Annotated in this window: 16 protein-coding genes and 2 pseudogenes; 13 read left to right on the forward strand and 5 right to left on the reverse strand. The window is 66.4% G+C overall.

The genetic code is table 11. The features are described 5' to 3' along the window. Positions 1 to 4: 4 nt before the first annotated feature. From yvcK to AC5Y47_RS13660, 3 genes and pseudogenes are all read left to right on the forward strand, one after another. Positions 5 to 1,055: pseudogene (yvcK, locus tag AC5Y47_RS13650) on the forward strand (uridine diphosphate-N-acetylglucosamine-binding protein YvcK). Continuing rightward, a complete protein-coding gene (whiA, locus tag AC5Y47_RS13655; RefSeq protein WP_499944604.1) occupies positions 1,052 to 2,029 on the forward strand; it encodes a DNA-binding protein WhiA in 978 nt (325 codons plus the stop codon). The pseudogene yvcK and the gene whiA overlap by 4 nt, the downstream one beginning before the upstream one ends. Positions 2,030 to 2,263: 234 nt before the next feature. After that, positions 2,264 to 3,646 (forward strand): WS/DGAT/MGAT family O-acyltransferase, encoded by a 1,383-nt coding sequence (locus tag AC5Y47_RS13660; protein ID WP_499944518.1) that lies wholly within the window; start codon positions 2,264 to 2,266, stop codon positions 3,644 to 3,646. Between the two features lie 8 nt (positions 3,647 to 3,654). On the opposite strand, the gene AC5Y47_RS13665 is transcribed toward AC5Y47_RS13660, so the two are convergent. Genes AC5Y47_RS13665 through AC5Y47_RS13675 form a run of 3 tightly spaced genes read right to left on the reverse strand, consistent with a single transcriptional unit; the run spans position 3,655 to position 7,313 of the window. Then, positions 3,655 to 4,935, reverse strand: a complete 1,281-nt coding sequence (locus AC5Y47_RS13665; protein WP_499944519.1) for an alpha/beta hydrolase fold domain-containing protein — start codon at positions 4,933 to 4,935, stop codon at positions 3,655 to 3,657. Then, a complete protein-coding gene (gene fadD12 / locus AC5Y47_RS13670; RefSeq protein ID WP_499944520.1) occupies positions 4,932 to 6,554 on the reverse strand; it encodes an acyl-CoA ligase FadD12 in 1,623 nt (540 codons plus the stop codon). Before fadD12 ends, AC5Y47_RS13665 begins: the two co-directional genes overlap by 4 nt. A 3-nt stretch (positions 6,555 to 6,557) precedes the next feature. Beyond that, complete coding sequence (locus AC5Y47_RS13675) at positions 6,558 to 7,313, reverse strand: 1-acyl-sn-glycerol-3-phosphate acyltransferase (protein ID WP_499944605.1); 756 nt, start codon at positions 7,311 to 7,313, stop codon at positions 6,558 to 6,560. A gap of 229 nt (positions 7,314 to 7,542) precedes the next feature. On the opposite strand from AC5Y47_RS13675, the gene AC5Y47_RS13680 reads away from it, so the two are divergent. The 4 genes from AC5Y47_RS13680 to AC5Y47_RS13695 all read left to right on the forward strand — a co-directional run bounded on the left by AC5Y47_RS13680 (position 7,543) and on the right by AC5Y47_RS13695 (position 12,609). Continuing rightward, a complete protein-coding gene (locus tag AC5Y47_RS13680) occupies positions 7,543 to 8,820 on the forward strand; it encodes a PucR family transcriptional regulator (RefSeq protein ID WP_499944521.1) in 1,278 nt (425 codons plus the stop codon). Positions 8,821 to 8,910: 90 nt separating this feature from the next. Beyond that, positions 8,911 to 9,330: a hypothetical protein gene (locus AC5Y47_RS13685; protein ID WP_499944522.1), complete on the forward strand. Its 420-nt coding sequence runs from the start codon at positions 8,911 to 8,913 to the stop codon at positions 9,328 to 9,330. A gap of 112 nt (positions 9,331 to 9,442) precedes the next feature. After that, positions 9,443 to 11,191, forward strand: a complete 1,749-nt coding sequence (locus AC5Y47_RS13690) for a DUF3556 domain-containing protein (RefSeq protein ID WP_499944523.1) — start codon at positions 9,443 to 9,445, stop codon at positions 11,189 to 11,191. Further along, entirely contained in the window at positions 11,188 to 12,609 is a 1,422-nt protein-coding gene (locus AC5Y47_RS13695) for a phytoene desaturase family protein (RefSeq protein WP_499944524.1), read from the forward strand. Before AC5Y47_RS13690 ends, AC5Y47_RS13695 begins: the two co-directional genes overlap by 4 nt. 247 nt (positions 12,610 to 12,856) lie before the next feature. Here the strand turns inward: AC5Y47_RS13695 and AC5Y47_RS13700 are convergent, their stop codons facing one another. Next, positions 12,857 to 13,591, reverse strand: coding sequence for a beta-xylosidase (locus tag AC5Y47_RS13700; RefSeq protein WP_499944525.1), 735 nt, complete (start codon positions 13,589 to 13,591; stop codon positions 12,857 to 12,859). Between the two features lie 387 nt (positions 13,592 to 13,978). Between AC5Y47_RS13700 and gap the strand changes: the two genes are divergently transcribed. From gap to tpiA, 3 genes are read left to right on the forward strand one after another with little or no spacing between them, the layout of a single operon-like run. Further along, positions 13,979 to 14,998, forward strand: coding sequence for a type I glyceraldehyde-3-phosphate dehydrogenase (gap, locus tag AC5Y47_RS13705; protein WP_499944526.1), 1,020 nt, complete (start codon positions 13,979 to 13,981; stop codon positions 14,996 to 14,998). Between the two features lie 2 nt (positions 14,999 to 15,000). Further along, positions 15,001 to 16,233 (forward strand): phosphoglycerate kinase, encoded by a 1,233-nt coding sequence (locus AC5Y47_RS13710; protein ID WP_499944527.1) that lies wholly within the window; start codon positions 15,001 to 15,003, stop codon positions 16,231 to 16,233. A 15-nt stretch (positions 16,234 to 16,248) separates the two neighbouring features. Then, entirely contained in the window at positions 16,249 to 17,034 is a 786-nt protein-coding gene (gene tpiA, locus AC5Y47_RS13715) for a triose-phosphate isomerase (protein WP_499944528.1), read from the forward strand. Between the two features lie 31 nt (positions 17,035 to 17,065). On the opposite strand, the gene AC5Y47_RS13720 is transcribed toward tpiA, so the two are convergent. Further along, entirely contained in the window at positions 17,066 to 18,571 is a 1,506-nt protein-coding gene (locus tag AC5Y47_RS13720) for a hypothetical protein (RefSeq protein WP_499944529.1), read from the reverse strand. Positions 18,572 to 18,841: 270 nt separating this feature from the next. On the opposite strand from AC5Y47_RS13720, the gene AC5Y47_RS13725 reads away from it, so the two are divergent. The 3 genes and pseudogenes from AC5Y47_RS13725 to AC5Y47_RS13735 all read left to right on the forward strand — a co-directional run bounded on the left by AC5Y47_RS13725 (position 18,842) and on the right by AC5Y47_RS13735 (position 20,601). Continuing rightward, positions 18,842 to 19,366, forward strand: coding sequence for a PAS domain S-box protein (locus AC5Y47_RS13725; protein ID WP_499944606.1), 525 nt, complete (start codon positions 18,842 to 18,844; stop codon positions 19,364 to 19,366). After that, positions 19,294 to 19,761 (forward strand): annotated as a pseudogene (locus AC5Y47_RS13730) (diguanylate cyclase domain-containing protein); the annotation flags it as partial. The gene AC5Y47_RS13725 and the pseudogene AC5Y47_RS13730, both read left to right, overlap by 73 nt. Next, positions 19,744 to 20,601: a putative bifunctional diguanylate cyclase/phosphodiesterase gene (locus AC5Y47_RS13735; protein WP_499944607.1), complete on the forward strand. Its 858-nt coding sequence runs from the start codon at positions 19,744 to 19,746 to the stop codon at positions 20,599 to 20,601. The pseudogene AC5Y47_RS13730 and the gene AC5Y47_RS13735, both read left to right, overlap by 18 nt. Positions 20,602 to 20,793: the final 192 nt, after the last annotated feature.

Consider the following 20,793-nt stretch of genomic DNA (forward strand, 5'->3'; position numbering starts at 1 on the left):
CCCGATAGCGCAGAGCATCGTCGCGCTGGGCGGCGGGCACGGCTTGTATGCGACCTTGTCGGCGGCCCGCCGGCTGACCCCGTACGTCACCGCCATCGTGACCGTCGCCGACGACGGCGGCTCGTCGGGCCGCCTGCGCAGCGAGCTGGACGTGGTGCCGCCGGGTGATCTGCGAATGGCGTTGGCGGCGTTGGCTTCCGACAGTCCGCACGGACGGCTGTGGGCGACCATCATGCAGCACCGCTTCGGCGGCAGCGGCGCGCTGGCCGGGCATCCGATCGGCAATCTGCTGCTGGCCGGGCTGTCCGAGGTGCTGGCCGATCCGGTGGCGGCGCTCGACGAGATCGGACACATCCTCGGCGTCAAGGGCCGGGTGCTGCCGATGTGCCCGATCGCGCTGCAGATCGAGGCCGACGTGTCCGGCCTGGAGTCCGACCCGCGCATGTTCCGGTCGATCCGCGGCCAGGTGGCGATCGCGACGACCCCGGGCAAGGTGCGCCGGGTGCGGTTGCTGCCCGCAGATCCGCCGGCCACCCGGCAGGCCGTCGACGCCATCATGGCCGCCGAGCAGGTGGTCCTGGGACCCGGTTCCTGGTTCACCAGCGTGATCCCGCACGTGCTGGTCCCCGGTCTGCGGGAGGCGTTGCGGGCCACCGCCGCCCGCAAGGCCCTGGTGCTCAATCTGGTGGCCGAACCGGGGGAGACCGCCGGGTTCTCGGTGGAACGCCATCTTCATGTGCTCGTCCAGCACGCCCCGGAGTTCACCGTGGACGACATCATCATCGATGCCGAACGGGTGCCGAGCGATCGGGAGCGCGACCAACTGCGCCGCACCGCGACGCTGCTACAGGCGGAGGTCCACTTCGTCGACGTCGCCAGACCTGGTACACCTTTACATGACCCGGGCAAGCTGGCGGCAGTCCTGGACGGGGTGCGGGTGCGCGGCAAGGCTCGTCTCGAGGACCCCACGGGGCTCGGAGTGGCGGCCACGACAGAGCTGCCGATTGACGGTGACCGTCGGGAACGAACCAAGGGGTGACGACGCGTGGCGATGACGACCGAAGTCAAGGACGAGCTGAGCCGTCTGGTGGTCAAGTCGGTCAGCGCGCGCCGTGCCGAAGTCACGTCGCTGCTGCGGTTCGCGGGCGGGTTGCACATCGTGGCCGGGCGTGTGGTCGTCGAAGCCGAGGTCGACCTGGGCAGCATCGCGCGCCGGCTGCGCAAGGACATCTTCGACCTCTACGGCTACAACGCCGTCGTGCATGTGTTGTCGGCCAGCGGGATTCGCAAGAACACCCGATACGTGCTGCGGGTCGCCAGTGACGGCGAGGCGTTGGCGCGCCAGACCGGTCTGCTGGACATGCGCGGGCGTCCGGTACGCGGGCTGCCGGCGCAGGTGGTCGGCGGCAGCGTCGCCGACGCCGAAGCAGCTTGGCGGGGAGCGTTCTTGGCGCACGGGTCGCTGACCGAGCCGGGTCGGTCCTCGGCGCTGGAGGTCAGCTGCCCGGGGCCGGAGGCGGCGCTGGCGCTGGTCGGTGCGGCGCGCCGGCTAGGGGTCAGCGCCAAGGCGCGGGAGGTGCGCGGCGCCGACCGGGTGGTGGTCCGCGACGGCGAAGCGATCGGCGCGCTGTTGACCCGGATGGGGGCTCAGGACACGCGGCTGGTCTGGGAGGAACGCCGGCTGCGCCGCGAGGTCCGGGCCACGGCCAACCGGCTGGCCAACTTCGACGACGCCAACCTGCGCCGTTCGGCGCGTGCGGCGGTGGCGGCGGCCGCCCGGGTGGAACGCGCCCTGGAGATCCTGGGCGACACCGTTCCCGACCACCTGGCCACTGCCGGGCGGCTGCGTGTCGAGCACCGGCAGGCCTCGCTGGAGGAACTCGGCCGGCTGGCCGACCCGCCGATGACCAAAGATGCTGTGGCGGGCCGTATTCGGCGGCTGCTGTCGATGGCTGACCGCAAGGCGAAAGTGGACGGCATCCCCGACACCGAGGCGGCGGTGACGCCGGACCTGCTCGAGGACGCCTGACCGACGGTTCGCGTCGCGCGAGCGTCCCCAAAATGCCAGAAAACCGGTGCTTTGCCGTACATTTTGGGGCCCCTCGCGGGTATCGGCGTGCTCCACGCCTTCGGTGCGTGACACCGGAAGCCCTCGGACTGACACCGGAAGCCCACGGACTCACGCGAGAGATAAAGTCCGACGCGCTGTGAGATTTGCCGAGGTTGCTGGCTTCGGCGGGTGGCTGCGGGCTACGGTCGTTGGATGAAACGGCTCTCGAGTGTTGACGCGGCGTTCTGGTCGGCAGAGACCGCCGGCTGGCACATGCACGTCGGTGCGCTGGCGATCTGCGACCCAAGAAAAGCGCCTGACTACAGTTTCCAGCGTCTGCGGGAACTGCTCATCGAGCGATTGCCGGAGATCCCGCAGCTGCGCTGGCGGGTCGAGGGTGCACCGCTGGGTCTGGACCGGCCGTGGTTCGTCGAGGACGAGGAACTCGACATCGACTTCCATGTCCGCCGTATCGGTGTCCCGGCGCCCGGCGGGCGGCGCGAGGTCGAGGAGCTTGTCGGCCGGCTGATGTCCTACAAGCTGGACCGCTCCCGGCCGCTGTGGGAACTGTGGGTCATCGAAGGCGTCGAGGGCGGCCGCATCGCGACGTTGACCAAGATGCATCACGCCATCGTCGACGGGGTCTCGGGAGCCGGGCTCGGCGAGATCCTGTTGGACGTCTCGCCGGAACCGCGCCCGCCGCAGAAGGAGACGGTCGGCTTCGTCGGGTTCACCATCCCCGGTCTGGAGCGCCGCGCGCTCGGCGCCCTGGTCAACGTCGGCGTCATGACCCCGTTCCGCATCGCCCGGTTGGTGGAGCAGACGGTGCGTCAGCAGATCGCCGCGCTCGGTGTCAGCACCCGACCGCCCCGCTATTTTGACGCGCCCAAGACCAGGTTCAACGCGGCGGTGTCACCGCATCGGCGTATCACCGGCTGCCGCGTCGAGCTGGAGCGGGCCAAGAAGGTCAAGGATGCGTTCGGCGTCAAGCTGAACGACGTCGTGCTCGCGCTGGTGGCCGGGGCGGCGCGGGAATACCTGCAGAAGCGTGACGAGCTGCCCTACAAACCGTTGATCGCCCAGATCCCGGTGTCCACCCGCACCGAGGAGAACAAGTCCGACGTCGGCAACCAGATCAGCTCGATGACGGCGTCGCTGGCCACCGACATCGACGACCCGGGTGAGCGGCTCCTGGCGATCCACGAAAGCACCCGCAGCGCCAAGGAAATGGCCAAAGCGCTGTCCGCGCACCAGATCATGGGGCTGACCGAGACCACGCCGCCGGGCCTGCTGCAGTTGGCCGCGCGCACGTACACGGCTTCGGGCCTGTCGCGCAATCTGGCGCCGATCAACCTGGTCGTGTCGAACGTGCCCGGTCCGCCGATCCCGCTCTACATGGCCGGCGCCAAGCTCGACTCGCTGGTCCCGCTCGGGCCTCCGGTGATGGACGTCGCGCTCAACATCACCTGCTTCTCCTACCAGGACTGCCTGGACTTCGGGTTCGTCACGACGCCGGAGGTGGCCAACGACATCGACGAGATGGCCGACGCCATCGAACCGGCGCTGGCCGAACTGGAGCGGGCCGCGGGCCTGTAGCTGCCCAGCTAATCCTTCGCCGAGTTCTTCGTCACGTACACCCAGGACAGGAACCGGGCGACCGCCTCGGCGGACTTGTTCGCCCGCGGGGACTCGAAGATGTCGAAGGCGTGTTGTGCGTTGGGTAACTCCGCGTAGGCGACCGGCGACTTGGACACCGCACGCAACTCCTCGACGAACTCGCGGGCCTCTTCCACCGGGATCAGCGAGTCGTCGGTTCCGTGCAACACGAAGAACGGCGGCGCGTCCGGACCCACGTAGGTGATCGGGGACGCGTCGACGTAGATCTGCCGGTGCGTGCTGAGTTTCTTCTTGACGACCAGTCGCGCCAGCACTTCCAGGAATTCGCCCCGTCCCGGCTCGTCGATGGAGAACCAGTCGTAACGGCCGTAGAACGGGACCGCCGCCACCACGGAGGTGTCTGCGTCTTCGAACCCGGGCTGGAACTTCGGATCGTTGGGCGTCAGGGCGGCCAGCGCCGACAGATGCCCGCCGGCCGAACCACCGCTGATCGCAACGAAATTGGGGTCGCCACCGTAGTCGGCGATGTTCTCCTTCACCCACGTCAGCGCCCGCTTGACGTCGACGATGTGGTCCGGCCAGGTGTGCAACGGCGAGACGCGGTAGTTCATCGACACACACACCCAGCCGCGCGAAACCAGGTGTCCCATCAAGGGATACGCCTGCGGACGGCGCCACCCGATCATCCAGGCGCCGCCGGGCACCTGTAGCAGCACCGGGGCCTTGCCGTCCTTGGGCAGGTCGCGGCGACGCCAGATGTCGGCCAGGTTGGCCCGCCCGTGCGGCCCGTAACGCACGATGTTCTCTTTGTCCACATAGCGTCGCCGGGCACCGGTGGACCGAAGCGGCGGATTGCGGCGGCCGGATCGCTCGGCGATCTCGGTGGGCAGGTCGCGAAGTTCGTCGGCGTAATCGGCTCCGAGTTCTTCGGTCAGCGCGGACTCCAGCACCGGTCCGGGAGTCTTGACGCCGCGGTAGCCGATCACGCCCAGCATCACCCAGGACGCGGCCGTCAGCGCCAACGCCAGCTTCCCTTTCGGTCCGGCGAAATCACCGCGACGGCCGCGACGCACCGCGTCCAATGCCGACACTGCGCCGTACAGCGCCGGCACCTCCGAGGTCGGCCAGCCGAACCAGAACACCGTCGGGGCGGCCCAGGGGTTGCGGGTGATCGGCCGTAAACCGTTGGCGGCGTTGACGAATTCGACCGCGCCGCGGGTCAGCGGCCGCGGGCGGCGCAGTTGGGTCAGCAACGGACGGAGGTTCACGAGCCGCTCGCTTTCTCCTTGAGTTCGTTGCGCAGGATCTTGCCGGTGCTGCCGCGTGGCAGTTCGTCGAGCACGGTGATCTCGCGGGGCACCTTGTAGTTGGCCAGGTTGTCCCGCACGTGCTGTTTGAGGGTTTCGACGTCGGCGTTGGCGCCCGGCTCCAGGACCACGAAGGCCGCCAACCGCTGGCCGTACTTTTCGTCGTCCACGCCGATCACCGATGCTTCGGCCACCTCGGGATGGGTGGCCAGCGTCTTCTCCACCTCGATGGGATAGATGTTCTCGCCACCCGAGACGATCATCTCGTCGTCACGGCCGACGACGAACAGCCGGCCGTTCTCGTCGAGGTAACCGACGTCGCCCGACGACATGAACCCGGCGTGGAAATCTTTGGTCTTGCCGGATGTGTACCCGTCGAACTGGGTGTCGTTGTGTACATAGATGGTGCCGGTCTCGCCGGTGGGCAATTCCTGAAAGTCGTTGTCCAGGATACGAATTGTGGTTCCGCCGGCCGGTTTGCCCGCGGTGTCGGGGGCGGCGCGCAGGTCCTCCGGCGTCGCGGTGGCGATCATGCCGGCCTCGGTGGCGTTGTAGTTGTTGTAGATCACGTCGCCGAACTGGTCCATGAACGAGATGACGACGTCGGGTCGCATCCGGGAACCCGACGCCGCGGCGAACCGCAACGAGCGCCCGCTGTACCGGTTGCGGACCTCGTCGGGCAGCTCCATGATGCGGTCGAACATCACCGGCACCACCGCCAGGCCGGTGGCCTGGTGGCGGTCGATGAGATCCAGCGTCGCTTCCGGGTCGAACTTGCGACGGGTGACGATCGTGCAGGCCAGCGACGCGGCGAAGATCAACTGCGAGAAGCCCCATGCGTGGAACATCGGGGCGACGATCACGATCGTCTCCTCAGCCCGCCACGGGGTGCGGTCCAGAATCGCCTTGAGCGTGCCTACTCCGGCATTACCGCCAGATTGCTTGGCGCCCTTCGGTGTTCCGGTGGTGCCCGAGGTGAGCAGGATGATCTGGCCCTTGCCGCCGTCGCGCCGTGGTTGTTGGCCGATGTGCGCTGTGATCAGTTTCTCGACAGTCACGTCGTGCTCGGAGTCGGTCCACGCCAGGATGCGGACGGTGTCCGGCCGGTCGGCCACCGCGCGGTCGACCGTCTCGGTGAACTCCTCGTCGTAGATCACCGCGTCGACGCCCTCGCGGTTCACCACTTCGGCGAGTGCCGGTCCGGCGAAAGACGTGTTGAGCAACAGCACGTCGGCGCCGATCCGGTTGGCGCCCACGACCGCTTCGACGAACCCGCGATGGTTGCGGCACATGACGCCGACGACCTTGGGCCGGCCCGACGGCAGCTGCTGCAGGGCCGCGGCCAGCGCGTTGATCCGCTCGTCCAGTTGCCGCCACGTCAGCGTGCCCAGCTCGTCGATCAGGGCGGGACGGTCCGGACAGCGCTGCGGTGCGCCGGCGAAACCCGTCGTCATGCCCATGCCCTCGCGACGCATGGCAAGAATCATCTTCACGTAGCGGTCGGGGCGGATCGGCGCGATCATTCCCGCGCGCGTCATGGTGCGGACGACTCCGAGGACCTCTTCGATTCGAGATGCCATGGCTCAGCCCAGGATCGGGAATCGACGCTTGGCGGCGAGCTCGTTGAGACCCGCTTGCATCACCGACCGCACGTGCTCGTCGACGGCCTCGATGTCGGGGTCTTCGCCGAACTCCTTGGTGATGTCGATCGGTGCCAGCACCTGCGTCACGATCTTGGACGGTAGTGGCAGGTTGGGCGGGATCGGACTGGTCAGGCCGAACGGAAAGCCGATGGACAGCGGCAGGATGTCGCTGCGCAGCAGGCGCTTTAACCCGAGTCGCTGGGCCAGCCAGGTGCCACGGGTCAGATACAGCTGGGTCTCCTGGCCCCCGATGGAGACCATCGGGATGATCGGGACTCCGGCTTCGATGGCGGTGCTGACGTATCCCTTGCGGCCGTTGAAGTCGATGACGTTCTCGGCAGCCGTCGGCCGGTAGGCGTCGTAGTCGCCACCGGGGAACACCACCACCACGCCGCCCGAACGCAACGCCTTGGCGGCATTCTCCCGGTTGGCCCGGATGTAGCCGACCTTGCGGAAGAAGTCGCCGGTCGGGCCGGTGAACAGGATGTCGTGGCTCAATGTCAACACCGGACGGTCGTAGCCGAACTTGTCGTAGAAATCGACGCTGAAGATCGGCACGTCCATCGGGAACTGACCGCCGGAATGATTCGCCACCACCAGGCCGCCACCGGGGGGGAACGAATCCAGGCCATGCACCTCGCTACGGAAGTACGTCTTCAACATCGGGCGCATGACCGAGATCATCCGCTGGGTCATGCCAGGGTCGAATTTGCCGATGTCGTCTTCGCTCACTGAGGCTCCTTTGCCGACGAGTTCCTAGATCGTAGCGAGCGCCCCGAGGCACCGGCAGCCACGTCACCGGCATCCCGACGAGCGCGGCGCGCTGGTCACCGCAGCGGGCGGAGCTGCGAGCGGCGAAAACCTTCCCGTCGTGCGCCCGGTGCGGGCACAGTGGTGGTGACGGTTCTGCGGAAGGGGCCCAGAGATGGCTGATCCGGACACCGAATCCCACGGTCAGCTGTCGGTGATCGCGCGGCAGATGGAGATGATTCGCGACGAGTTCGTCACCGAGTTGTTCGCCACGATGAAAAAAGAGATCCCCGGCCTGGACTACGACAGCCGAATGCTGGCGTTGTGGCGGGGGAGCCTGACCGAGAACATGGTTGCGGGCATCCACTACCTGGAGCGAGATCCGCCCGAACCGTTCCTGGAAGCTCCGGCGGCCGCTCTGGCCTACGCGCGGGCCGCGGCACAACGCGATGCCCCGCTGTCGGCTCTGGTTCGAGCGCACCGCATCGGGCACGCACAGTTCCTACAGCAGGCGATGCAGTTCGCTGCCCTGATGGAACCCGCCCAGCGGATGCCGGCGGTGATCGAGCTGGTCAACCGCTGCTCGCGCTTCGTGGATGTGGTCGGTGACCAGCTGATCGTGGCCTACGAGCAGGAACACGACCGCTGGGTGAGCCGCCGTAGCGGACTGCAGCAGCAGTGGGTGACCGACGTGCTGTCCGGCACCCCGATCGACGTCCAGCGCGCCGAGATGGTCTTGGGGTACCCGTTGCACGGCGCGCACCTTGCGGCGGTGCTGTGGGCGGACGCCACCGTGACCGCCCACGACGTGGCGGCGATGTTCGACAAGGCCGGGTCGATGATGGCGGGTGAAATGGGTGCCGCGGGACGCTACCTGATGGTGCCGACCGACGAGCGCGAGGCCCGCCTGTGGTTTTCGCCGCTGCCCACCGGGGAAACCGTCCCGGCCGACCCGGTGCGGCTGCGTGCGGCGTTCGAGTCGGCCCGCATCGATGCGAACCTCGCGTGCGGGCGGGTCGAGCACGGACTGGACGGCTTTCGGACCTCGTTGCGGCAAGCCGAACGTGCCAAGACGGTGGCGCTTGCCCGTGGTGACCATCCCCGCCAACGGGTCGTCTGCTACGGCGACGTCGCGCCGATCGCGTTGATGGCCAGCGACCCAGAAGAGCTGCAACGGTTTGTCGCCGACGCGCTGGGCGCCCTCGACACCGACGACGAACGCAACCGCTGGTTGCGCGAGACGCTGCGCGAATTCCTGGTCCGCAACCGCAGCTATGTGGCCACCGCTGAGGCAATGACCCTGCACCGCAACACAATCCAGTATCGGGTCAGCCAGGCGATGAAGCGCTGCGGACAGGACTTCGACGACCCCGTTGCCGTGTTCAGGGTGCAGATGGCGCTCGAGGTCTGCCGGTGGATGGGTCCGACGGTGTTGCGCGGGTCCACGTCGTGAGCACGTTCGTGCTGCGCGCACAAAAGAGGTGGTGAGCTTCGGCGTCGCGACACATGGTATCGGCACGATAATGGACGTTATCGTTCCTTCGTGGACGTCTCGGCTCTCCTGCGCGCGCACCAGCCCGGTGCGCTGTTCTCGCGGAACGTGGGCGTCCATCAACGCCGGGTCGGTGACGAAAACAATTACCATGCAGAGAATTTCGTGCCGTCACCGCCGCCGCAACCGCCCGGGCCGGCCGCCCCCCGATATGCCGCCGAGCCGCTCGTGGGGGATCGGCGTCAAGGCGAGTATTTTCTCGCCCTGTTCAGGCTGAACCTGCGACGCATCGACTACCGGATCGAGAAATGCCGCGCCGCGATCACCTATTCACAGGCCGCCGGCGACATCGAGAACGTCATCGGATTCCGCGACCTGCTGCGGCTCGAGCAGCAGGAGCGGCGGGCGGTCGAAGCGATGATCGTGAATCTGCAGCGACGCTTCCCCGGCCCACACTCCGAAGCTCCGTGATCTGCCCGGCCGGCCGGTAGTTCCGCCGATCGGGCCGCCGCCGGTCCGAGTAGGCATTGCCCGGCCCGATACATTTGGACCCACTGCGTGCTACCTCGGAATTGGAGCCGTCATGGGATTCATGTCACCAGACCTTCCAGACGTCGATCGCGACACCTGGCCAAGCCTGCCGCGGGCCGAACGCCTGCAGGTGGTGACCCGGCACTGGGCCGAGAACGGCTTCGGCACACCGTATGCCGTGTACCTGATCTACCTGCTGAAGATCATCCTGTACGTCGCCGTGCCCGCCGCCGTCATCTCCCTGACTCCCGGCCTGGGCGGCCTGGGCAACATCGCCCAGTGGTGGACGCAGCCCATCGTCTACCAGAAGTTCATCGTGTTCACCCTGCTCTTCGAGGTGCTGGGTTTCGGTTGCGGGTCCGGGCCACTCACCGGTCGCTTCATGCCACCCATCGGTGGATTCCTGTATTGGTTGCGTCCCAACACAATTCGTCTCCCACCGTGGGGCGACAAGGTCCCGTTCACCCGCGGTGACTCCCGTTCCATCGCCGACATCGTGCTCTACGTTGTCGTACTGGCCAGCGGGGTGTGGGCGATGCTGGCACCCGGAGACGGGCCGATCGGCAACGACGGTGATGTGGGTCTGCTCAACCCCGTCCTGGTGATTCCGATCATCGTCGCGCTGGCACTGTTAGGGCTGCGCGACAAGACCATTTTCCTGGCCGCGCGCGGCGAGCACTACTGGCTGAAGTTGTTCGTGTTCTTCTTTCCGTTCACCGACCAGATCGCGGCGTACAAGCTCATCATGCTGTTGCTGTGGTGGGGAGCGGCGACCTCGAAGCTCAATCACCACTTTCCCTACGTCGTGTCGGTGATGACGAGCAACAACGCCCTGCTGCGCAGCAAACTGTTCACCCCGCTCAAGCATCGGCTCTACCTCGACCCTGTCAACGACCTGCGGCCCACCGTGATACCGAAACTGATGGCCCATGTCGGCGGCACCACCGCGGAATTCGTGGTCCCGACGATTCTGGTTTTCGTCGCCGGTGATCAGCCCTGGCGCTGGTTCCTGATCGGGTTCATGGTGATCTTTCACCTCAACATCCTGTCCAACCTCCCGATGGGAGTTCCGTTGGAATGGAACGTGTTCTTCATCTTCTCGCTGTTCTACCTGTTCGGTCACTACGGCTCGGTCCGGGCCACCGACCTCCACTCGCCGCTGCTGCTGGCGCTGGTGCTGACCGCGGCCGCGGTCGCGGTGGCGGGAAATCTGTTCCCGGCCAAGATTTCCTTCCTGCCCGGCATGCGCTACTACGCCGGGAACTGGGCCACCAGTGTGTGGTGTTTCGGCCCCGGCGCGGAGGAAAAGATCGACGCCGAAGTCGTGAAAAGCTCTGCGCTGGTGGTGAATCAGTTGGCCAGGCTCTACGACCCGGCGACCGCTGAGATCATGGCGGACAAAACCGCCGCGTTCCGTGCCATGCACACCCACGGTCGGGCGCTCAACGGGCTGCTGCCCCGCGCGATCGACAACGAGGCCGACTACAAGATCCGCGAAGGTGAGATCGTGGCCGGCCCGCTGGTCGGCTGGAACTTCGGCGAGGGCCACCTGCACAACGAGCAACTGCTCGAGGCGGTCCAGCGTCGGTGCAACTTCGAGGAGGGCGAGGTCCGCGTCGTCGTCCTCGAAGGTCAACCGATCCAGCATCAGAAGCAGTGGTATCGGATCTTCGACGCCAAGACCGGTCTGATCGAGGCGGGTTACGTCAACGTCGCGGACATGCTCACCCGCCAGCCGTGGCCGGAGCCCGGCGACGAGTTCCCCGTCCACGTCACCACCCAAACATCCTCTCCCGCATGACTTCCGCGGTCGTCGTCGGCGCCGGGCCCAATGGGCTGGCCGCCGCGATACAGCTGGCCCGTCAGGGCGTGGACGTGCAGGTGCTCGAGGCCGACGACACCATCGGCGGGGGAGCGCGCTCTGGTGAGTTGACGGTGCCTGGGGTCATCCACGATCACTGCTCGGCGTTTCACCCGCTCGGCGTCGGTTCACCGTTCTGGCAAGAGATCGACCTGCAGAGTTACGGCTTGACGTGGAAATGGCCGGAGGCCGACTGCGCCCATCCGCTCGACGACGGCACGGCCGGTGTGTTGTACCAGTCGATCACCAAGACCGCCAAGGGACTTGGACCCGACCGCAGACGGTGGCGGGCCGCGATCGGCGGTCTGGCGAAAGGTTTCGACAGCCTGGCCGAGGACCTGCTGCGCCCGGTGCTGCACGTGCCGCGCCATCCGCTGCGCCTGGCGCTGTTCGGTCCGCGGGCGGTGCTGCCCGCGACGGCGGTGGCCGGCTGGTTTCGCACCGAGCAGGCGCGCGCCCTCTACGGCGGCGCGGCCGCGCACGCCTACACCCGGTTGAACCGCCCGCTGACCGCTTCGCTGGGGCTGATGATCCTGGCCAGCGGCCACCGGTACGGCTGGCCGGTCGCCGAAGGCGGGTCCGGTTCGATCACCCGCGCGCTGGGGGCGGCGCTGCAGGCGCACGGCGGTCGGGTGACCACCGGCGTGACGGTGACCAGCCGCCGCGACATCCCCAACGCCGACGTCGTAATGCTCGACCTGAGCCCCGCGCAGGTGCTGCAGCTCTACGGCGATGCGATGCCCACTCGGATCAAGCGGTCGTATCGGCGGTATCGGGAAGGGTCGTCGGCGTTCAAAGTCGACTTCGCGATCGAAGGCGACATCCCCTGGACGAACCCCGACTGCGGGCGGGCCGGCACGGTCCATCTGGGTGGCAGCTTCGACGAGATCGCCGACACCGAACTGCAACGCGCGCAGGGCACCATGGTGCCGCGACCGTTCGTCCTGCTCGGCCAGCAGTACCTGGCCGACCCGTCCCGATCGGCGGGCAACATCAACCCGATCTACGCCTACGCCCACGTGCCGTTCGGCTACACCGGAGACGCCACCGCGGCGATCGTCGACCAGATCGAACGATTCGCGCCCGGATTCCGGGAGCGCATCGTCGCCACCGTCAGCACCGGCACCGCCGAGCTGCAGGCGCACAACCCCAGTTTCATCGGCGGCGACATCATCGGCGGCGCCAACGACCGGCTGCAGATCATCTTCCGGCCGCGGATCGCCCTCGACCCGTATGCGATCGGTGTCCCGGGCATCTACCTGTGTTCACAATCCGGCCCACCGGGCGCCGGCATACACGGATTGTGCGGCTATCACGCCGCCGAATCGGCGCTGCGGTGGTTGCGGCAGCGACACTGACGTTCGCGGTGGCCGAATTGTAACTAATCTTCGGTCGAAAAACACGGGGTGCGCGCTTTTCGAACGGTTCGGCCAACCAGCATCGCTATTGTAAGCCCGCCGAATTGACGCGCAATTGCGACGGTAATGTGATCAATCGCGGTATTGCGCTGCATTTCCGGATGCGCATTTCTTCAGCGCACGCTTCGGCGCGCGAATATGCCGCGACGGCAATTTCTGCGCCTGGTGCAAAAACGGCGGATTTATGTCAGCCGTTAGGTCCGGGCGATAAAGGCTGACCGGGCACCGGTCCACCAGTCGGCGCCGGACGGCTCGGGTCGCCCTTGCCGGTCCTGGACATGTCGGTGATCGGCGCGGTTGCCGCTCCACCCTCCGGACCCAGGGCGATCAACGGGGTACCCGCCGGGATAACCGGGGCGACAGGTGCGCCCACCGGAACCGGGGCGCCCACCGGGACGGGTGCGCCCACCGGAACCGGGGCGCCCACGGGCACGGGTGCGCCGACCGGCACGGGTGCGCCGACCGGGACGGGTGCGCCCACCGGGATGGGGCCACCTATGGGCACCACCGCACCGCCGGGACCAGGCACGACCACCGGAACACCGGCCATGCCGGTGATGGGAGCACTGGCAGGACCGCACACACCGGTGGGCGTGGCGCCGGCCGGTGCCGGGCCGCCACCCGGTGCCGGGCCGCCGGCCGGTGCTGGTGCACCACCGGGAACCGCGCCACCCGCGGCCGGGCCGCCTGCGGCTGCGGGCCCACCCGCTGCTCCCGCACCGCCGTATGCACAGCACGCCGCGGCCCCGCCGGCACCGGCAAGCGCCGCGCCGTCGGCTGTGCCCGCCATGCCCTGGATGCATCCGTAGCCGCCTGTTTTCAGCGGGACCGCGGCCGCGGCCGGGCTCAGCGAGAGGGCGGCCCCGCACAACCCGGCGCCGACAGCAATAACTTTGATGTTGAATCGATCAAAGATCGTCATCAACGCCAACTCCTTTATCCGTGCTCACATATTTCCTCGTGGTCCCGCAGAACCGCATAGCCGAAGTCTCCGAACGACCGGCCCAATTGTCAGCCGCCGTTGTTCAACACATGACACACCGCGCCGCGCCGTTTCCAAATGGTGACGTTCGCTCGGATTCAGCCCCGGGACAGTCTGCAAAGAGAATGGCGCGGACGCCGTCAAATCCGCGCCGCCTCCCACCGACAGCATCGCCAGGATTGGAGATGAATGCCGCCGAAACGGCGCCAGTCGCGCGCCGGGTAGGTGAGCCGGCAGTCTTACCGGCCCCAGCGACCCCGGTTGCACTGATCTAGGCTGGCCACGAGCGCTTATCAGCGGACACGAAAGAAGACGAGGAGAGACACCGTGACGGTCCGAGTAGGCATCAATGGGTTTGGTCGAATCGGACGCAACTTCTACCGCGCCCTTTTGACCCAGCAGGAGCAGGGCAAAGCCGACGTCGAGGTGGTGGCCGTCAACGACCTCACCGACAACGCCACGCTGGCGCATCTGCTGAAGTTCGACTCGATCCTGGGCCGCCTGCCTGCCGACGTCAGCCTCGACGGCGACGACACCATCGTCGTCGGCGACCACAAGATCAAGGCCCTGGCCGTCAAGGAGGGTCCGTCCGCGCTGCCGTGGGGTGACCTGGGTGTCGACGTCGTCGTCGAGTCCACCGGTATTTTCACCAACGCCGCCAAGGCCAAGGGTCACCTGGACGCCGGGGCCAAGAAGGTGATCATCTCCGCGCCGGCCACCGATGAGGACATCACCATCGTTCTGGGCGTCAACGACGACAAATACGACGGCAGCCAGAACATCATCTCCAACGCCTCGTGCACCACCAACTGCCTGGGACCGGTGGCCAAGGTGCTCAACGACGAATTCGGCATCGTCAAGGGCCTGATGACCACCATCCACGCCTACACCCAGGACCAGAACCTGCAGGACGGCCCGCACAAGGACCTGCGCCGCGCCCGGGCCGCCGCGCTCAACATCGTGCCCACCTCCACCGGAGCGGCTAAGGCCATCGGCCTGGTGCTGCCGGAGTTGAAGGGCAAGCTGGACGGGTATGCACTGCGGGTGCCGATCCCGACCGGATCGGTCACCGACCTGACCGCGGAGCTGTCGAAGTCGGCCAGCGCCGACGAGATCAACGCCGCGTTCAAGGCCGCGGCCGACGGACCGCTCAAGGGCATCCTGAAGTACTACGACGCCCCGATCGTGTCCTCCGACATCGTCACCGACCCGCACAGCTCGATCTTCGACTCCGGCCTGACCAAGGTCATCGACAACCAAGCCAAGGTCGTGTCCTGGTACGACAACGAGTGGGGCTACTCCAACCGCCTCGTCGACCTGGTCGAGCTCGTCGGCAAGTCGCTCTAGCCGTGAGCATCCCGACCCTCGAAGACCTTCTCGCCGAAGGTGTTTCAGGTCGCGGTGTGCTGGTGCGCTCCGATCTGAACGTGCCTCTCGACGATGACGGCAACATCACCGACCCCGGCCGCATCACCGCTTCGGTGCCCACGCTGCAGGCGTTGCTCGACGCCGGCGCCAAACTGGTGGTCACCGCGCACCTCGGCCGGCCCAAGGACGGGCCGGACCCCAAATACTCGCTGGCGCCGGTCGCCAAGGCGCTGGGCGAACAACTCGGTCGGCACGTCCAGCTGGCCGGGGATGTCGTCGGTACCGACGCGCTGGCCCGGGCCGAGGGTCTGACCGACGGCGACATCCTGCTGCTGGAGAACATCCGCTTCGACAAACGTGAGACCAGCAAGGACGACGACGAACGCCTGGCGCTGGCTAAACAACTCGCCGAATTGGTCAGTCCCGGAGGGGCTTTCGTCTCCGACGGGTTCGGTGTGGTGCACCGCAAGCAAGCCTCGGTGTACGACGTCGCCACCCTGCTGCCGCACTACGCGGGCAAACTCGTCGCCGACGAGATCAAGGTGCTCGAGCAGCTGACCAGTTCCACTGAGCGGCCCTACGCCGTGGTGTTGGGCGGCTCGAAGGTGTCCGACAAGCTCGGTGTCATCGAGTCGCTGGCGACCAAAGCCGACAGCATCGTCATCGGCGGCGGGATGTGCTTCACATTCCTTGCCGCACAAGGTTATTCGGTCGGCAAATCGCTGCTCGAAGAGGAGATGGTCGACACCTGCAGCAAGTTGTTGGAGACCTACCACGACGTGCTGCGACTGCCGGTGGACATCGTGGCCACCGAGAAGTTCGACGCCGATTCGCCGCCGCAGACCGTGGCCGCCAACGAAATTCCCGACGACCTGATCGGCCTGGACATCGGACCCGGTTCGGTGAAGAGGTTCACCACGCTACTGTCCAACGCGCAGACCGTCTTCTGGAACGGCCCGATGGGGGTGTTCGAGTTCCCGGCCTACGCGGAAGGCACGCGCGGAGTTGCCGAAGCGATCGTCGCGGCGACCGGCAAAGGCGCGTTCAGCGTCGTCGGCGGCGGCGACTCCGCAGCGGCGGTCCGCGCGCTGGGCATTGCCGAGGACGACTTCTCGCACATCTCCACCGGCGGGGGCGCGTCGCTGGAATATCTCGAGGGCAAGACACTTCCGGGCATCGAGGTGCTGGGTCAGGCCCAGCCCGAGCAAGACTAAGAAGGGCAAACAGTAGTGAGTCGCAAGCCGCTGATCGCCGGCAACTGGAAGATGAACCTCAATCACTTCGAGGCGATCGCGCTGGTCCAGAAGATCGCATTCGCGTTGCCGGACAAGTACTTCGACAAGGTCGACGTCACCGTGATCCCACCGTTCACCGATCTGCGCAGTGTGCAGACCCTGGTCGACGGCGACAAACTACGCCTCACCTACGGGGCGCAGGACTTGTCGCAACACGACTCCGGTGCCTACACCGGGGAGATCAGCGGGGCCTTCCTGGCCAAGCTGGGCTGCACGTTCGTCGTCGTCGGACACTCCGAGCGGCGCACCTATCACGACGAAGACGACGCGTTGGTGGCCGCCAAGGCCGCCGCCGCGCTCAAGCACGAACTGACCCCGATCGTCTGCATCGGCGAGCACCTCGAGGTCCGCGAGGCCGGAAATCACGTGTCGCACAACGTCGAACAGCTCCGCGGCTCGTTGGCCGGGTTGTCGAACGAGCAGATCGAGAAGGTCGTGATCGCCTACGAGCCGGTCTGGGCGATCGGCACCGGGCGGGTGGCCAGCTCGGCCGACGCCCAAGAGGTGTGTGCGGCGATCCGCGAGGAGCTGGGAAAGATCGCTTCACCGGAGATCGCCGAGGTGGTGCGGGTGCTCTACGGCGGTTCGGTGAACGCCAAGAACGTGGGTGACCTTGTCGCGCAACAGGACATCGACGGCGGCCTGGTGGGTGGGGCGTCGCTGGACGGCGAGCAGTTCGCCACGCTGGCGGCGATCGCGGCCGGGGGCCCGCTGCCCTGACCCCGCTGCCCTGACGGCAGCGGGACCCGCCCTACCGGTGCGCGGTCAGCCTGCCGTATTTCCCGGCCCGGACTATGGCGTGCGATCGCCACAATTGGCGCTGCATCGAGTCGAACACGTGGTCCGCAATGGATTTCGCGAGCTGCAACTGCTCGCTGGTGAGCGGCCCGGGCGCGCTGATGACGACACTGTCCCCGTCCGATCCGGTCGGCGGGTCATGCCGGCCGGCCAGATAGTCCAACCGGCCGCCGGTCTCGCTTTCCGCCGCCAACGCCAGCGGGCGCGTCTGGGCGAAGAATTCTTCGCCGGTCGATTCCAGCGCCACCAGCATCCACCAACGCAGTACCGGATCTTCTTGTTGCAGAGCGATTTTGGCGAACTCGATCATGTTCTGCCGGTGCACGTCCATGTCCGGATCGAAGAACAGCCACTCCAGCGCGTCACTGGCGGTGTGGTCGAGTAGGTCGTCGAGTCCGAGCGCATCCCAGTCCGACAAGAAGAGCTGGCTGTGCTCGGAAAGTCGCGAAGCCCACGCGTTGACCTCATGCTGCGCGGCGGACGACGGTTCGTCGAACGTCATCGCGTATTTGGTCAAGTCGCGGTAGCCGAGGATGTCCATCACCCACATCGGGATGAATTGACGAAGTTTGTCCGCGGGACCGTGTTGGTCGCTGCGCAGCCAGTCGTAGAACGGGTGCGCGCGCAATTTGTTCTTGTGCTCTTCGATGTAGGACACCAGCTCGGCGTCGCGGTCGTCACGGGGGGCGACGACCAGCGCGGGTGCTGTCCAGTCGTCGCGGGCCAGTGCGGGCAGTTCCGGACGACGCGGGACGGTGCCGTTGTCGAGGTAGGCGTTCGCGTAATGCAGGAATCCGTCGAAGATGTCGTCGAAGATGCCGAACATGCGCTGGCAGGCCTCGGCCGCACGCTCGCGGCGTGCAGGGTCCAGCGAGACCGTTTCGAAGATGCCTTCGGTATTCCCGACGTGCCCCGACTCCAAATCCAGGTGGTACGGGCCGAAATAGCGGTATTCCAGTCCGGTTTTGCTCGACAGCGTGGCCGCGACCCGGGCCGTATTGCTGAGCATGACGTGACCCGTCGCTTCTCCGGCCTCGGAGTGCCCGAACCGGATCAACGCATCGTCACCGTCGTCGACGACCAGCCTGATGAACTCGATTCCACTGCGGCGGAACGGTTCCTGATCCGGAGACAGAAACAACCACCACAGCGTGTCGCTGGTGCGCCAGCCCAAGCGTGCGTCCAATTCGAGCTTGCGCCAATCCTCGAGAAACATCTTGGAATGCTTCTCGTCTTCCAGGGTGCCGAGATTGATCACCCATTCGTATTCGGTGTGCGGCTCGGGGAACCGCAGCACCCACCGGTTCATGTCCCGGAACTGCATGATGAACAGTGCGCCCGCTGGACCGATGGACAACCGGTCCTGGGCTGGGACCCGATCGCTGGTCAGCCAGTCGAAGAACGCGTGTCCTCTGACAGCTTGTTGCCCTGCATCCCGCAGACGCATCACATGTTTCATTGCGAGGTCATTCCTTCGCTGACTTCATCCACCGATTGTTGAACCGCTACGCGCCACGGACCTTTCGCAAAAGGTGCGGCAATTGTACGTCTGCGCAACGCGAGCCGAACGTCGGACAGGAGTCACCCGCGAACGTGGCGGGAACTCGTCGATTCTGTTTACCCCAATCCGCCCATTTCTATGTGTTGCATGAGAAAGTAGCTGTGCAGCGGGCAGCGTTGATCTGGCTTTCTCGGTAGCAACCCGGGGGAGGAGGTGGAGTCGGTGGTAATGATCGACCACGACGACAGGCGCGAAGATTCCGCGGGCGATGTGCCCGCCGAAACCAGCCAGCCGACGCCTGACGAAAACTGCGCGCTCGAGTCGATGCTCACCGGACGCGCGAGTGGCCGCGATGCCGAGCTGCTGCGCGCCGTGTTCGCGCAGACCGGAATCGGGGTCGGCCTCTCCGACATGGCCGGCAAGATCCTGGTGGTCAACACCGCATTTGCCCGCATGTTCGGTTACGAGGTCGAAGAATTCGTCAAACTGCACATCACCGACCTCAACCACCCGGACGACACCTCGGAGACCTGGCAGCAGTACGCGGCGTTGATGCGCGGTGACGTCGACCGGGTCAGCCTGGAGAAACCGCACCTGCATCGCGACGACACACCATATGGAACAGCGTCAACGTCTCGCTGGTCCGGGACGCCAACGGCGTCCCCATCCACACCGTGGCGATGTTCGAGGACGTCACCGATCGTCACCAGCTCGAACAGCAACTGCGCCACCAGGCTCTCTTCGATCCGCTGACCGGCCTGCCGAACCGGGTGCAGTTCTTCGAGCGTCTCGGTGCGGCGTTCGACAATCCGCATTCGCGGGTCGGGATCTGCTATATCGACCTGGACTGTTTCAAGGATGTCAACGACACCCTGGGCCACGACATCGGCGACAAGGTCCTGGTCAAGGTCGCCGACCGACTTTCGTTGTGCCTGCAGCGATCTGAACAGATGGTCGCGCGGCTGGGCGGCGACGAATTCGTGTTCTTCGTACCAGAACCCAGTGGCACCAACGAGGTCACCGAGCTGGCCGACTCGGTGCTGCGGGTCCTGGAGTCGCCCTTCGACATCGACGGGCACCTGATCAACATCTCCGCCAGCGTGGGCGTCATGGAGCAGGAAGTCTCCGAGATGTCCCAGGTCGACCTGATGAAGGGAGCCGACATCACGCTGGCGCGGGCCAAGCAAGCCGGCCGCAACCGATGGGCGCTGTATGACCGCGACCACGACAACACCCCGATCTACAAGGCGCTGGACCGCGGTGAGTTCTTCCTCCTGTACCAGCCGATCGTGCGGCTGTCCGACAACTCCATCATCGGCGCCGAGGCCCTGCTGCGGTGGGCGCACCCCACGTTGGGCACGCTGCTTCCCGAGCGATTCATCAATCTGGCCGAGCGGAACGGGATGATCGTGCCGCTCACCACGTTCGTCGTCGAACAAGCCTGCCGCGACCTGCGTGCCTGGCATGCGGGCGTCACCGCCGACCCGTTGCCGTTCGTCAGTGTCAACGTCTCCGTCCGCAGCATCTGCGCTGCCGGCTTCATCTCGGTCGTCAAGAATGCCGTGCAGGACAGCGGGCTGCCGTCACACGCGTTGCAGCTGGAACTGACCGAGAATGCGATCCTCGGCAAAGACGAGACGTCGGTGACGCGGTTGCAGCAGCTGTCGGCGATGGGCGTGGCGATCGCCATCGACGACTTCGGCACCGGCTTCTCCAGCCTGGCCTACCTGCGCAACCTGCCCGTGGACGTGGTCAAGCTGGCCGGTGAGTTCATCAAGAACATCGGTGGCAACATCCACGGCAGGCTGGCCGACGAGCAGATCACCCGGGCGATGATCGACCTGGCTCACACGCTGGGCCTCAGCGTCACCGCAGAGCAAGTCGAGACCGCCAGTCAGGCCGCCCGGTTGCGGGCCTTCGGCTGCGACGCCGCGCAAGGCTGGCACTTCGCCAGGCCGATGCCCGCCGACGAATTGTTCGGACGCTGAGCGGCCGCGCCGCGAACGTGCCGCTACTGCGAATACCCGGCCCTGATTTTCGCAGCGGCAACACACTCGGCGAACCTGCCTGTGGCCCCCTTCGCCGAACGTGTAACCGCTGCCAAATCCAGGCCGAAATTTCGCAACAGCGACACGCTCGGCGCTCACCACCACGCCATGTTGTCTTGACCACTTGACAAT

The sequence above is a fragment of the Mycobacterium sp. NGS22 genome (assembly GCF_059813095.1).

What these genes read in the sequence shown, in the direction of transcription:
- AC5Y47_RS13675 (WP_499944605.1), bottom strand. Translation starts at nt 7,313, where the DNA reads ATGACCCAGCGGATGATCTCGGTCATGCGCCCGATGTTGAAGACGTAC.
- AC5Y47_RS13690 (WP_499944523.1), top strand. Translation starts at nt 9,443, where the DNA reads ATGGGATTCATGTCACCAGACCTTCCAGACGTCGATCGCGACACCTGG.
- AC5Y47_RS13735 (WP_499944607.1), top strand. Translation starts at nt 19,744, where the DNA reads ATGTCCCAGGTCGACCTGATGAAGGGAGCCGACATCACGCTGGCGCGG.
- AC5Y47_RS13720 (WP_499944529.1), bottom strand. Translation starts at nt 18,571, where the DNA reads ATGAAACATGTGATGCGTCTGCGGGATGCAGGGCAACAAGCTGTCAGA.
- fadD12 (WP_499944520.1), bottom strand. Translation starts at nt 6,554, where the DNA reads ATGGCATCTCGAATCGAAGAGGTCCTCGGAGTCGTCCGCACCATGACG.
- AC5Y47_RS13660 (WP_499944518.1), top strand. Translation starts at nt 2,264, where the DNA reads ATGAAACGGCTCTCGAGTGTTGACGCGGCGTTCTGGTCGGCAGAGACC.
- AC5Y47_RS13725 (WP_499944606.1), top strand. Translation starts at nt 18,842, where the DNA reads ATGATCGACCACGACGACAGGCGCGAAGATTCCGCGGGCGATGTGCCC.
- AC5Y47_RS13680 (WP_499944521.1), top strand. Translation starts at nt 7,543, where the DNA reads ATGGCTGATCCGGACACCGAATCCCACGGTCAGCTGTCGGTGATCGCG.
- whiA (WP_499944604.1), top strand. Translation starts at nt 1,052, where the DNA reads ATGACGACCGAAGTCAAGGACGAGCTGAGCCGTCTGGTGGTCAAGTCG.
- AC5Y47_RS13700 (WP_499944525.1), bottom strand. Translation starts at nt 13,591, where the DNA reads ATGACGATCTTTGATCGATTCAACATCAAAGTTATTGCTGTCGGCGCC.
- AC5Y47_RS13695 (WP_499944524.1), top strand. Translation starts at nt 11,188, where the DNA reads ATGACTTCCGCGGTCGTCGTCGGCGCCGGGCCCAATGGGCTGGCCGCC.